Below are 13,043 nucleotides of genomic sequence, written 5' to 3'. Positions count from 1 at the left end.
TTGTTAGTTTTATATTAGTCTAAATTGCGCTATTACACAAGTCCAACTACAAAACAAAAAGGCATTTTCGCCTATGCGAAAATGCCCGTAACGCCTTACATCCTATTAATCCTGAATGCTGTTGATGCTCAGACCATGCTTGGCAAAAACTTCTGCCATCGATTTCTTAGCTTCTTCCGCGTCCGGTCCGTGAACATGCAGGTCATATTGGCTGGAAGTAAGCAGCGTTGTGAACAATCCCAAGATACTTTTCACATCGATGAACTTATTGTCATACTGTAATACAATGGATGATCTGAACTTGTTAGCGGTTTGCGAGATCTCCACAATAGCAGCGTTGTTTGCGTTCGGCATCAAAAAATCCCTCCAGGCGTTAATCGAGAAAATATGAAAATAAATCGCTTTCTTTATGATCATACATGGGAAGACTCTAACATGCAACTAGATTTTTTGGCAATTTTTATTTCAAATTTTCAGGGTTCAGCCCTTCCAGTTCAGGGATCACAAAGCGGCCGTCCTTGCGGATCAGACGATCGTCGAAATAAACTTCACCGCCCCCGTATTCCGGGCGTTGAATCAGCACCAGGTCCCAGTGAACCGAGGAACGGTTGCCGTTATCCGCCTGTTCGTACGCTTGTCCTGGCGTGAAGTGCAGGCTGCCGTCGATTTTCTCATCGAACAACGTATCCTTCATCGGAGTTGAGATATGTGGGTTGAAGCCCAGGCTGAACTCACCGATGTAACGCGCCCCTTCATCTGAATCCAGAATATCGTTCAGCCGCTGGGTTTCATTGGACGTCGCTTCGACGATCTTGCCGTTTTCGAATCGGAAGGTGATGTTTTCGAACGTCACATCCGTGTAGATCGACGGCGTGTTGTAGGCGATGACTCCATTTACCGAATCACGGACCGGTGCGGTATACAGCTCTCCGTCCGGAATATTGCGGCGACCGCAGCATTTCACAGAGCCGATGCCCTTGATCGAGAAAGAAATGTCGGTAGCTCCCGGGCCGACGATCCGCACCTTGTCTGTCCGGTTCATCAGCTCCTGCAGCGGGTCCATGGCGCTGGACATGGCCGCATAATCCAGGTTGCACACGTCGAAATAAAAATCCTCGAACCGTTTCGTGCTCATCCCCGCCAGTTGGGCCATGGAGGCATTCGGATAACGCAGAACGACCCAGCGCGTTCGCTTTACACGCTCCTCCATGTGAACGGGCTTGGAATAAATCTGCTTGTACAGCTTCATTTTCTCCGCAGGCACATCTGACAGCTCACTGACATTGTCCGATGCGCGGACCGCCACGTAACAGTCCATTCCCTTCATCCGCTCCAGATCCATATTGGACCAATCCTCCAGGTGCTCCTGTGTGGCCCCCGTCAGCAGAGCGGCATGCACCTGCATATCGATCAGATCTACGAAAGGGCGTCCCCCCCGTGCGTAAACCTCTTCCACGAGACTGCTTGCCAGTTCCGTATCACGGATACCGGACATTTCGATCAAAACCTTTTCACCGGGCTGAACGTCCAGGGAATATTGGACGATATTGCGGGCGAGCGTATGTAAACGCGGATCTCTCATCGTGATCTCTCCTTCGACTTATCGTTTTGAATGACTCGGTTTGCCGCTGCTGGCTGGCGGGCCTGTCCGGGTCCATTTGTTGCGGAAATAAGCGCCCATAGCGAACATCAGAACTAGGATAGCGCCCAGTATAAGAAGTCTCCCCTTGTGCTGGCCAAAATGAAACAGATCGTGTCCGACCATCGATTCCAGCCAGATCATCGGGGCATTGCCGATCAGGGTTCCTATGATAAAGTGCCGTGTCCGCACCTTCATGAAGGCCGCGCCGATGCTGACGATCGAGGACGGAAGCACCGGGAGAACCCGGCTGGCCGCGATGCACCACAGTCCGTAACGCTGCAGCAAGCTGTTGATATTGTCCAGAAAGCTATACCCTGCCAGCTTGCGCTGTACCCAGGAACGCCCCAGGTTCCGAGCAAGAAAGAAGGCGAAGATGGCGCCGATGCAGGCAAAGATATAGTTCACGGCTAACCCGCCCCAGAACCCGAACAGCAGCACGTTCACTCCCGCTACGACTACAAACGGAACAAAAGGGACCATCGAATGCAGCAGAATAAGCAGCGCCCCGACCACATGTCCCCACCACCCGAACGAGTTGAGTAGTTCCGATAAATGCTCCACATTCCAATGGCTCACAGGCTCGTCTCCCTCCGCACACGGTTACTATTGTATCAAAAAAAACGGCAATTCACGAATGCCCGTCCTCCCCCTTCCCTTTATATATGCCCCCAATACCGGAAAAGCACAAAAAAGAATAGAGAATTGCCGCTGCTCCCTTGACATTACCTACCTGCTTCTTATAGAATTAGAAGTCGAGATAAGCGCGTCTGATTCGCCAGATGACTGACCGCTTATGGTGGAAGATTGTGTCACCCTCTGTAGATTTTGTTGCCGACAGGACCGCGGCTGGGTTCTTCCTGTCGTTTGCTGCCATCACCGGCTGCATAAACAAAATCGGGCCCATCTTCACCCGTTAGCTTCACAAACACTATACCAACTATTAAAGGAGCCACCATACATGTCCCGTTACACTGGTCCTAAATTTAAATTGAGCCGCCGCCTCGGCATTTCCCTGAGCGGAACTGGCAAAGAATTGAAACGCGCTTTCCCTCCAGGTCAACACGGCCCTGGACAACGCAAGAAAATGTCCGGCTATGGCGTTCAATTGCAAGAAAAGCAAAAGCTTCGCCACATGTACGGCTTGAACGAGAAGCAATTCCGCAACCTGTTCGACAGAGCTTCCAAGCAACAAGGTATCGCGGGCGAAAACTTCATGTTCCTGCTTGAAAGCCGTCTGGACAACCTGGTTTACCGTCTGGGTCTTTCCAACTCCCGTGCAGGAGCACGTCAATTGGTTGCTCACGGTCACATCACGGTTAACGGCAAAAAAGTGGATATCCCTTCGTACATCGTGTCCACTGGCGACGTAATCGGTCTTCGTGAAAGAAGCCGCAGCCTGTCTGCTGTCAAGGAAGCACTGGCTAACCGCAACTACCTGCCGGCTTACCTTGAGTACAACGAAGCTGCTGTAGAAGGCAAGTTCATCCGTCTTCCTGAGCGCTCCGAGCTGGCTCAAGAAATCGATGAAAAGCAAATCGTCGAGTTCTACAGCCGTTAATAAAATTGACGCGCAAGCGACTACGACAAAAAGCCCGAAACCCCCTTGTATATCAGGGGTTTCGGGCTTTTTTTTCATTCAATCCATATTGCAAGTTATAATTGTTATATCATGTGTTCAGCTCCATTGGCTTCAAGCACCCCCTTTACATTTTCGATGTAAAGAAGAACCCCAATACCCGTTGAATATGTAAAGCGAAAAACAGTGCCCATGTGGAAACCGTACGGGGAGATTCCCCCGTACGTCACGTTCGCCTTCTCATCACATTAGATACAGAATGTTGCCAGGATGATCACGAGCAGGATGTACAGCACCAAAATGACACCAGTCGATGTTCCCAAACCGCCACAGCTACAGCTTGCACCAACGCCACCTACATAACCCATAGTGTCTGCCTCCTTTCAGGTCAGCTAATGTATAGTATGAGTATGAGTGATTGGACGATTGGGCCATAGCAGCAAATTCCTGTAACAGCTAAATCATCTGTAGGTCTTCCCTTCCGCAGCTCCAGACCGTAATTCAGACAAAGAGGCGTACCGGTTCACACCTCCCAGCGGCTCTCTGGAGCACCTATTCCTTGTCCTACTGGATGTCCATCCAAGTATTTACAGATATATGATTGAGTTCATCATTTCCATACCGGCTTTTCTTGTCAATCCATCGGTCTGTCCTATAGGTCAAACGTCATGAAACAGTCATCAAAGCATGTGCCTGGTTCGATGTTCGTCTTGACGGGGTATGCTATAATAAAGTGGTATGTTTTTCATTTCAGGAGGTACCTATTTGCATGGATGAGGAGAAAAAGACAAAATCATACAAGAACGTACTTCGCGGGACCGTCAAATACACGCTGTTGACTTTTAAATGGCTGTTTATTTCCGGGATCATTGCCGGATTTTTGGCAGGAGGGGCCGCCTTCGGCTATGTATCCGCCCTAGTCAAGGACGACCCTGTGCGTGACAAGGAAACGATGCTTCAGCAGATGAGCGACGATGCGCTGACGGGCTTTGTGTATTTCCGTGACGATACCGTAGTCGGCCAGCTCCGTACGGAGGAAGACCGGAGGCTCGCAGGGCTTAACGATATTCCCCAGATCGTGCTGGATGCGGTTTTCGCCATCGAGGACAAGAACTTTTACAATCATATGGGCATCGATATCAAGGGAACCGCCCGTGCCATCGTCCAGAAGCTGCTCAATCAGGATGTACAGACCGGAGGCAGCACGATTACCCAGCAGCTGGCCCGTCGTGTGTTCCTCTCCCTCGACAAAGCGGACAGCCGGAAGGCCAAGGAAATTTTTCTGTCGATGCGCCTGGAGCGGATGATGTCCAAGGAGCAGATTCTGCTCGCCTACCTCAATAAAATTCCTTATGGCAACGGCTCTTCCGGCTACAATGTATACGGCATTAAGGCGGCAGCCAAAGGTATCTTCAACATCGAGGATTTGTCCAAGCTTAATCTCGCTCAGGCCGCTTATCTCGCAGGCCTCCCTCAGATGCCTAGCAACTTCTCCGCATATAGCAGCAGCGGGGTATTCGACAGTGCTGCCTTCAAGCGTGCCGTTCAGCGGCAGCAGCTTGTGCTGCGCCGTATGCTGGAGGAAGACAAAATTACGCAGCAGCAGTATGAAGAGGCACTGGCCTTCGATCTCCAGGGATCGCTGGCTGAGCGTGTCAAAAAAGCTTACTCTACCTATCCCTACCTGATGATTGAAGTAGAGAAGGAAGCAGCCAAGGCTCTGCTGAAGGCTGAGCAACCGGACCTGAATGCCGAGAAAAATCCCGAGTCTTACAGCGAAGCGCTTAAGAGCATGCAAGCCAAGCTGAGCCGGGGCGGCTATCATGTGTACACGACGATCGACAAGGATATTTACGAATCCATGCGTGGAATTGCGCAAAATCCGAAGAACTTTACACCGGAAGACAAAGTCAAAGGTATCGAGCAAATCGGTGCGGTCATGATCGAGAACAAAAGCGGCGCGATTCTGAGTATGCTCGAAGGCCGTGATTTCTTCAGGGAGCAGCTTAACCATGCAACGCAGGCCATGCGTCAGCCTGGCTCGACCATGAAGCCGATCGCAGCCTATCTGCCCGCGATGGAGATGGGTGCCGTCCAACCGGCAACGGTTATCGACGACGTTCCCGTCCTGCTCAAGGAAGGAACCAAGGCAGGCTATTTCATTCCAGAAAACTGGGATGACGGCTATCACGGACTGATCACCGCCCGAGTTGCCTTGAATCAGTCTTATAATATTCCGGCCATCAAGCTGTTCACCGAGACGGTAGGCATTAAGAAAGCCTGGGAATTCGCGCGGAAAATCGGCATCAAGTCGGTGACGGAATCGGATTATGTGGCCCAAACCGGCGTCATTGGCGGTTTGAGGTACGGCGTAACGGTCAAGGAATTGACCAATGCCTACGCCTCCATCGGCAACCAGGGTGTGTTCAATGAAGCCTACCTGATCCGCAAAATCACGGATTCCAACGGTAAGATCGTATTCGAGCATCAAAGCAAGCCGACGACCGGCTTTTCCGTCGAAACGGCTTACCTGATGACCGATATGATGCGTACCGTCATCACTGCAGGAACAGCAACAGACCTGAAATCAAAGTTTAAATACTACAACAAGATTCCTATCGTAGGTAAAACAGGCTCGACTCAGGACGACGCCGATGCTTGGTTCATGGGATATACCCCGGATGTGACGCTGGGCGTATGGGCCGGTTATGAGCTCCCCATTCACAAGCTGACCAAGGCCAGCGGCGGAACGAACCGGGCCAAGAATGTATGGGCTATGGCACTGAATGAAGCGATCGACAAGCATCCGGAGCTGTTCCCGACCAAGGAGTTCAAGCGCCCGCCGAACATCGTCGATATGACCGTATCGAGCTTGTCCGGCAAGCTGCCAAGTGAAGCCATTACCGCAGCAGGCAAGCTGAACCGGGATATTTTCAACAAGAAATTCGTACCGACCGAGGAAGACAATGTGCTCACGCGTCTGCCCATTATTTCCTACAAAGGGATGAACTATATCGCTCAAGCCGGCACGCCTGCGGAATTCGTCACGGAGAAAACTACCGTCAAGCGAGAGAAGCCGCTGGGCGATCTATTCAAGCAAATCGCCGCTGTTATGGATCGTATCCCGGCCGAGCGAAAACGAAGCATCGACTTCTACAAGCCCAGAGATTTCGACGAGGACGCTCCCTCCGAGACCGACCCGCGGGTCGATGACGGGAAACCGCCTGTGCCGCCGACAACCGTCGTGGCCACGCATGCTGGCGACACCAGCGTGATCACCTTCCAGCCAAGCAGCAGCGAGGATACGGTCGGCTATCGCCTGTACCGTTCGGCGAATAAAGGAAGCTATCAGAGAGTCAACGGCAAGGTACTGCTGGCCGGTCAAGAGACCAAGTTCACCGATCAGGTAGGGGCAGGCCTATATGGTTACTACATCACAGCCGTCGACGTAGCCGGGCATGAATCCCAGCCTAGCAAGGCTGCCTATACGGACGGTACCTCCACAGATCTGCTGTTCTTGAGCCCTGACAGCGACGGAACGATCGATCCGGGCAATGTGATTCCTCACCCGGGTGGTGAGACGACGGGCGGAACGAAGCCAGAGACAGAAACCACGCCGACAGGCAAGCCCGGGGGCACCAAAGAGGAGTGGAAAGCACCTCCATCCACCCCGTCTACGCCAACGGTCAAATCCACTGGTGGCGGCATCGAATTAAGCTGGAAAGCCAATGCCAGCCAAGAGAAAATAAAGTCTTACACCATCTCGTACAGCGAGAAGGAGGATGGAAGCTTCACCAAGCTCGGCACGGTCACTCAAGCGACGCAGTTCCGCTACTACGCGGTCTCCACAGACGGCTATTACCGAGTCGTCGCGACCAATGAGTACGGTGATTCCAAACCGTCTGCGGCTGTATCCTTTAAGAAGCCTACTGAATAACCAAGCAGACTCTTCGTATTCCCGGCCTCGCTCAAGCGAGGCCTTTTTGTTGCTTCGCTTACGCAGAAGAAGAGACCTTCAGACTGAAGGTCCCTTCTTCTCTATACATCTATAAGTCCAATCGCTCCTTAGTCCTCGATCGTAGACAGATCGCCTGTCGGCAGGTTAAGCTCCCATGCCTTCAGCACGCGGCGCATGATCTTCCCGCTGCGTGTCTTCGGCAGCTTATCCTTGAATTCAATCTCACGCGGCGCAGCATGAGCGGACAGCCCTTCCTTCACGAACTTAGAAATATCGGCTTTCAATTCATCCGAAGCCGAGTACCCTTCGCGCAGCGCGATGAATGCCTTGATAATCTCGCCCCTCATCGCATCGGGCTTACCGATAACACCAGCTTCCGCAACAGCCGGATGCTCGACGAGCTTGCTTTCCACTTCAAACGGACCAACCCGCTCGCCCGCCGTATTGATCACATCGTCGATCCGGCCCTGGAACCAGAAGTACCCGTCTTCGTCCATATAGGCTGAGTCTCCGGAAATATACCAGCCCGGAATCCGGAAGTATTCTTCGAACTTGGCCGGGTTTTTCCAGATCTTGCGCATCATCGACGGCCAAGGCGTCTTGATAGCCAGGTTACCCATACGCAGTGGAGGCAGCACATTGCCAGCATCGTCGATAATCGCAGCCTCCACACCCGGAAGAGGCTTGCCCATCGATCCCGGACGGATGGCCATGCACGGATAATTGCAGATCAGCTGGCCGCCCGTTTCTGTCATCCACCATGTATCGTGAATACGTTGGTTGTAAACCTTGAGCCCCCAACGGACCACCTCAGGATTCAGTGGCTCGCCGACGCTCAGCACGTGACGAAGTGAAGACAGATCGAACTGCTTGACTGCCTCATCCCCGGCTCCCATCAGCATCCGGAAGGCTGTAGGCGCGCTGTACCAGACCGAAACCTTGTAGCGCTGAATCGTATTGTACCAGTCCTGAGGACTGAAACGCCCGCCACGGATGACATTGGTCGCTCCGTTCAGCCATGGGGCGAAGATCCCGTACGAGGTTCCGGTAACCCAACCCGGGTCCGCCGTACACCAGTATACGTCCTGCTCCTGCAGATCCAATACGACACGTCCTGTGTAGTAATGCTGAATCATTGCATTGTGAGCGTGAACGACGCCCTTCGGCTTGCCCGTAGAGCCTGAGGTATAATGGATCAGCAGGCCGTCCTCACGGTCCACCCACTCCAGCTCCAGCTCTTCGGAAGCCGACGCCATTTCCTTATGGAAATCAACCTGCTTCTCTTCCAGCTGCAGATCCTGCCCGACCAGTATGACATGCTTCAGATTAGGCAGTTGACCTACCGGAACACGGGATAATTGGGAAGGTGTCGTGATAATCGCTACAGCCTCGCTGTCCTCCAGACGGTCTCTGACCGCCGTTTCCATGAACGCTTCAAAGAGCGGACCCACGATCACTCCGACCTTGAGTGAACCGAGAAGAGAGAAATAAAGCTCTGGCGTTCTTGGCATAAAAATAAAGATACGGTCGCCCTTGCCCACACCAAGCTTGCGCAGAACGTTGCCGAACCGGTTGGATTGCTGCTTCATCTCGAGGTAAGTGTACTGTTCATCCCTACGGTCATCGCTATAGTACAGCGCGACTTTATCTTTTCGTTCGGAATTCGCATGTCGGTCAATCGCTTCATGTGCCATATTGACTTTGCCCGTTTCAGACCAACTGAACGTGTTCTCGATCGCTTCCCAGCTAAAGCTGGCACGTTCTTCTTCGTAATTTTTCATATTCGAAGACGTTGATACAGGTGCAATACTCTCTACACTTGCTTGATCCATGCCACTTACCTCCCGAATTTTCCATCTAATTTACATTATTATAAAACGCTTTCATGAGACACACATGTCATATTATAGCACAACCCTTTCTATTCGACTATTTATTTGTTATGCTGAATGAGCGAAAGTGCTGCAGGGAAAGGATGCATAAGATGGAACATCTGAAACAGTATCACTCCTTCACCATCCCGTATCAGGACAGTGAGCTTGTCGTAGAAGGCCCGGTTCCCGCCGACCGTCTGCGCACCTATGTCATGCATCCGGATCTGGATGCTTTCCGGCGTCCCAAGGAGCAATTCGTAGCGCTCGTCGAAATATCCGAGCTCCCGGAGGGACGCATTATACTGGCCCGTCACGGCGACCAGATCGTCGGTTATGTGACCTTCCATTACCCGGATGAGCTGGAACGCTGGTCAGAGGGTCAGATGGAGGATTTAATTGAACTCGGAGCCATCGAGGTTGCTGACGATTACAGGGGCTTCGGGCTCGGTAAGCATATGATTCGGACCGCTTTTCTGGGCGATCAGCTGGAGAACGTCATTACCTTTACAACCGAATATTACTGGCATTGGGATCTGGAGAAAAGCGGGCTGAACGTTTGGCAGTACCGGGATATGATGGAGAAGCTGATGAAGTGTGTGGATATGGTATGGTTTGCAACCGACGATCCGGAGATTTGCTCACACCCGGCTAACTGCCTGATGGTCCGGATCGGTAAAAACGTGCCGCTGTCGTCCGTCGAGCAATTCGACAGGGTCCGTTTCCGGCAACGGTTCATGTATTAATGGAGGCGCAGGATAAATGAGAGCGAATGCCATGTTTATTTACGACGAGCGGGAAACCGCCTACCGCTTTAATGACAGTCATCCTTTCAACCAGAAACGGCTTCACGTTACAGTCGATTTATTGAAAAAATCCGGCGCCTTGCCGGATTCCTGTATACAGGCTCCACCGTCAGCAGCTGAGGATCATCTGCTGCTGGTACACAGCCGCGAGTACATAGATTGCGTCAAAGCGCTTAGCCTCCCTTCTCCGGAAGAACAATGGCTAGGGAAGGCCGGGCAGTATGGGATAGACACGGAGGATACGCCTTTTTTTCCGAATATGCATGCGGTTACACTGGATGTTGTAGGAGGCTCGGTCTATGCCGTGGATGCTGTGATGCGCGGTGAGACCCTCCACGCGATGCATCTGGGCGGAGGGCTGCATCACGCGCTGCCTAGCAAAGGGGCTGGGTTCTGCGTCTATAATGATGCGGCTATCGCTATCGCCCATGCCAAGTCCGTGTACGGAGCCAGAGTACTGTATATCGATACCGATGTGCACCACGGCGACGGGGTCCAGTGGAGCTTCTATACAGACCCGGACGTCTGCACCTTCTCGATTCATGAGACAGGCAAATATTTATTTCCCGGAACGGGCGCCGTGAATGAACGTGGAGATGGGGCTGGGTTCGGGATGAGCGTCAACATTCCTATGGAACCGTTTACGGAAGACCAGTCCTGGCTGGAATGCTTCAGCGAGGTGCTGCTTCGCACGATTGAACAGTTCAAGCCCGATCTGATCGTATCTCAGCACGGCTGTGATGCCCACGCGTTCGATCCACTTGCTCATATTCATTGCAGTATGGAGATTTACCGGGAGATGCCGCGGATCATTCATGAGCTGGCCCACCGGTACTGCGATGGCCGCTGGGTGGCCTTGGGCGGCGGCGGCTATGACATATGGCGCGTCGTTCCTCGAGCCTGGAGTCTGGTATGGCTTGAGATGAGCGAACACCCGCTGCTCAGCAGCCTGAGTGCTGATGAGTATGGCCCCCTGCCTTCGGAATGGCTGGATACCTGGCAGCCCCACAGTGAAGAGATCATCCCGGGTACATGGCTTGATCCCGTAGAAACCTGGGATCCTATGCCCCGTAGAGAAGAGATCGTAACAAAGAACCGTCAAACGAAGGAGTTGTCCATGCTTTACCTGGGGTGATTTTCCGTGCTTCGGCACATATAACCCTGCAGTCGCTCGCTGCAGGGTTATATGTCGATGCCAAGCGCGCGCAGCCGCGCTCTCGTTCTCCTTCCGTACACCTGCTTAAAGTGCTTATGAAACATATGCTCAATATAACCCATCTCTTGCTCCGTAAGCTTCATGATGGATACGTATTGCTGCGTCTCCTCGTCGTTGCTAAATTCCTCCCAGGTTAATACTTGGTTACGCTGGGCAGCCTGGCTCAGGGCCATGCCTATCTTCTTCTTGATGCCCCCCGTTACCATCTTAATCTGATCCGGTTTATAGTTATTGTTCGTAAGCACGAGTTCCTTATGCATCAATAGCAAGCGGCAAGCCTGAAGAGCGTCATCGAGAGCCGAATGCTGTTTACCCGAGAATTCCATATGATGTTCAATTAATGCCTGCTGCAAGCCGCCATTATAATACTTGGACATGTCGATCATGCCTGATATCCAGTCAGTCGGTATGCCGTTGGATTTGCAATCAATCAGCAGTTGAAAAAAATCAGTTCCTCCCCAAGCCACCAGGGTGCATGGGCCACCGCAAAAATCTATAAACTGTCTGATCACTTGCGGGAATGGATCGCTTGCTTCCAGTACTCCCCTGTCGATCCCGCAGAAGTCCAACGCAAACTCCTGTATCGGAAACCGTGGACGAACATAGCTTTGAAATGTATCCATGATCTCTACAGTTTCATTTAGCTTCACAGCCCCGATCTCAATGATCTCCATAGGATGTATTTCATAATGTCTTCTTCCATTGAACTCCAGATCGATGACTACATAGTTCATGTTAGTTCCTCCTTGCTGCACTCCTTCTAAGTATGCACAAAAAAGCATGATTAGCCAAGCCGTCGGAAGCGGATAGGAGCAGCCATCCACATGAACAAGAACACAAAAAAATAGAGAATCAAGCTTTAATCGCTTCATTCTCTATTTCGCTAAGATTTCATCTATAGATAAAGGGCGGCTCCGCCCGGATTAGATCAGCCTATTTCTCTGCCCTTTCAGTTTAACCCAGCCCGGTGGGGTATTTTTTCTGGAAGCCGCTATACTGCTTTGCTTGGCAAGGTTCTCTGCAGCTAGTTTAAGCTCCAGGTTCTCGAACCATTCCTTATCATGTGTCATCAGCGCCAGATCTATAAGGCCAAGCAGCTCTTCCCGCGTAGAAGGCGAGCGCTCAGGCAGCTTCTTTATTTTAATGCGGCTTGCTTCAATCGAAGTATTTACAATCTCTTCATGATCACTTTGCGTTACTCTGACAAGTACGGCACCATGCTCATTAAAGGATTCCACATAACCGATAAACTTTTCATCTGCGGCAGAGGAACCGCTAACCCAGTCCCCTTCATAAACAGCCTCATACTGATTGGCTTGTGTCATGATCTTCACCTCTCTCATTAACATGTGATTCCATTACAGTACCAAATCCAGCAATGAATCGTTAGTTAGAAGGAATCACAGTTGTATTACTGTTATTATATAAATTACAGTTAAAAAAGTCAACTACTTTCTTTTATTTAGTACATAACAAATGAGAATGGTATAAAAGAGATTCTTCTTTGATAGAGTGCCTTCAACTTGTGCGCAAGCAAATAAAAAAACCTACCGTCTAAGGTAGGTTTTTTTATTTGCTTGGCGACGTTCTACTCTCCCAGGACCCTGCGGTCCAAGTACAATCGACGCTGGAAGGCTTAACGTTCGTGTTCGGGATGGGTACGCGTGGTTCCCTTCCGCCATCATCACCAAACCGGATTTTTCGAGGATCACTCCCCGGCAATCTCTGCGAGAAAATATCCCACAGTTCAAGACGGCTTGCACCTTGAAAACTGGATACGAAACTTAGCATGCTGAATGCTGTTTAACTGCTCATGCTTCCGAAGTAGTTTTCTTCGAAAACTTTTAGGATAAGCCCTCGACCGATTAGTATTCGTCAGCTCCACACGTTACCGCGCTTCCACCCCGAACCTATCTACCTCGTCGTCTACAAGGGGTCTTACTAATTGGGAAATCTCATCTTGAGGGGGGCTTC

At 51.4% G+C, this 13,043-nt stretch carries 11 protein-coding genes and 2 rRNA genes; 4 read left to right on the top strand and 9 right to left on the bottom strand.

What is annotated here, in order from left to right; all coding sequences use genetic code 11:
• Positions 1-105: 105 nt before the first annotated feature.
• The 3 genes from WMW72_RS28835 to WMW72_RS28825 form a co-directional block, all read right to left on the bottom strand.
• A complete protein-coding gene (locus WMW72_RS28835) occupies positions 106-354 on the bottom strand; it encodes an HPr family phosphocarrier protein (RefSeq protein ID WP_341419054.1) in 249 nt (82 codons plus the stop codon).
• Between the two features lie 106 nt (positions 355-460).
• On the bottom strand, positions 461-1,582 hold the full coding sequence (locus WMW72_RS28830; protein ID WP_341419053.1) for an aminopeptidase: 1,122 nt from the start codon (positions 1,580-1,582) through the stop codon (positions 461-463).
• Positions 1,583-1,600: 18 nt separating this feature from the next.
• Entirely contained in the window at positions 1,601-2,218 is a 618-nt protein-coding gene (locus WMW72_RS28825; protein WP_341419052.1) for a TVP38/TMEM64 family protein, read from the bottom strand.
• A gap of 382 nt (positions 2,219-2,600) precedes the next feature.
• Here WMW72_RS28825 and rpsD point away from each other — a divergent pair, with 382 nt between their 5' ends.
• On the top strand, positions 2,601-3,200 hold the full coding sequence (gene rpsD / locus WMW72_RS28820) for a 30S ribosomal protein S4 (protein WP_341419051.1): 600 nt from the start codon (positions 2,601-2,603) through the stop codon (positions 3,198-3,200).
• 266 nt (positions 3,201-3,466) lie between these two features.
• Here rpsD and WMW72_RS28815 read toward each other — a convergent pair whose 3' ends face one another.
• Positions 3,467-3,586: a YjcZ family sporulation protein gene (locus tag WMW72_RS28815; protein ID WP_341419050.1), complete on the bottom strand. Its 120-nt coding sequence runs from the start codon at positions 3,584-3,586 to the stop codon at positions 3,467-3,469.
• Positions 3,587-3,987: 401 nt separating this feature from the next.
• Between WMW72_RS28815 and WMW72_RS28810 the strand changes: the two genes are divergently transcribed.
• Complete coding sequence (locus tag WMW72_RS28810; protein WP_341419049.1) at positions 3,988-7,155, top strand: transglycosylase domain-containing protein; 3,168 nt, start codon at positions 3,988-3,990, stop codon at positions 7,153-7,155.
• Positions 7,156-7,283: 128 nt separating this feature from the next.
• Here WMW72_RS28810 and acsA read toward each other — a convergent pair whose 3' ends face one another.
• Positions 7,284-9,008: an acetate--CoA ligase gene (gene acsA / locus WMW72_RS28805; RefSeq protein WP_341419048.1), complete on the bottom strand. Its 1,725-nt coding sequence runs from the start codon at positions 9,006-9,008 to the stop codon at positions 7,284-7,286.
• A 152-nt stretch (positions 9,009-9,160) separates the two neighbouring features.
• Between acsA and WMW72_RS28800 the strand changes: the two genes are divergently transcribed.
• Both WMW72_RS28800 and WMW72_RS28795 read left to right on the top strand, forming a co-directional pair.
• Positions 9,161-9,793 (top strand): GNAT family N-acetyltransferase, encoded by a 633-nt coding sequence (locus tag WMW72_RS28800; RefSeq protein WP_341419046.1) that lies wholly within the window; start codon positions 9,161-9,163, stop codon positions 9,791-9,793.
• 16 nt (positions 9,794-9,809) lie between these two features.
• Complete coding sequence (locus WMW72_RS28795) at positions 9,810-10,988, top strand: acetoin utilization protein AcuC (protein WP_341419045.1); 1,179 nt, start codon at positions 9,810-9,812, stop codon at positions 10,986-10,988.
• Between the two features lie 47 nt (positions 10,989-11,035).
• On the opposite strand, the gene WMW72_RS28790 is transcribed toward WMW72_RS28795, so the two are convergent.
• The 4 genes from WMW72_RS28790 to WMW72_RS28775 form a co-directional block, all read right to left on the bottom strand.
• Entirely contained in the window at positions 11,036-11,803 is a 768-nt protein-coding gene (locus WMW72_RS28790; protein WP_341419044.1) for a 3'-5' exonuclease, read from the bottom strand.
• Positions 11,804-11,992: 189 nt separating this feature from the next.
• The gene (locus WMW72_RS28785) at positions 11,993-12,394 is read right to left on the bottom strand and encodes an IDEAL domain-containing protein (RefSeq protein WP_341419043.1); all 402 of its coding nucleotides are present in this window, start codon (positions 12,392-12,394) and stop codon (positions 11,993-11,995) included.
• A gap of 250 nt (positions 12,395-12,644) precedes the next feature.
• Positions 12,645-12,761, bottom strand: a 5S ribosomal RNA gene (rrf, locus tag WMW72_RS28780).
• A 153-nt stretch (positions 12,762-12,914) separates the two neighbouring features.
• Positions 12,915-13,043, bottom strand: a 23S ribosomal RNA gene (locus WMW72_RS28775); the annotation flags it as partial.

The sequence above is a fragment of the Paenibacillus filicis genome (assembly GCF_038070315.1).
GTDB lineage: Bacteria > Bacillota > Bacilli > Paenibacillales > NBRC-103111 > Paenibacillus_G > Paenibacillus_G filicis.
This window is presented reverse-complemented; position numbering and strand designations above follow the sequence as displayed.

Bases quoted from the DNA above. Each gene is read 5' to 3' on its own strand.
- rpsD (WP_341419051.1), top strand. From the start codon at position 2,601: ATGTCCCGTTACACTGGTCCTAAATTTAAATTGAGCCGCCGCCTCGGC.
- WMW72_RS28785 (WP_341419043.1), bottom strand. From the start codon at position 12,394: ATGACACAAGCCAATCAGTATGAGGCTGTTTATGAAGGGGACTGGGTT.
- acsA (WP_341419048.1), bottom strand. From the start codon at position 9,008: ATGGATCAAGCAAGTGTAGAGAGTATTGCACCTGTATCAACGTCTTCG.
- WMW72_RS28790 (WP_341419044.1), bottom strand. From the start codon at position 11,803: ATGAACTATGTAGTCATCGATCTGGAGTTCAATGGAAGAAGACATTAT.
- WMW72_RS28810 (WP_341419049.1), top strand. From the start codon at position 3,988: ATGGATGAGGAGAAAAAGACAAAATCATACAAGAACGTACTTCGCGGG.
- WMW72_RS28830 (WP_341419053.1), bottom strand. From the start codon at position 1,582: ATGAGAGATCCGCGTTTACATACGCTCGCCCGCAATATCGTCCAATAT.
- WMW72_RS28800 (WP_341419046.1), top strand. From the start codon at position 9,161: ATGGAACATCTGAAACAGTATCACTCCTTCACCATCCCGTATCAGGAC.
- WMW72_RS28835 (WP_341419054.1), bottom strand. From the start codon at position 354: ATGCCGAACGCAAACAACGCTGCTATTGTGGAGATCTCGCAAACCGCT.
- WMW72_RS28795 (WP_341419045.1), top strand. From the start codon at position 9,810: ATGAGAGCGAATGCCATGTTTATTTACGACGAGCGGGAAACCGCCTAC.
- WMW72_RS28815 (WP_341419050.1), bottom strand. From the start codon at position 3,586: ATGGGTTATGTAGGTGGCGTTGGTGCAAGCTGTAGCTGTGGCGGTTTG.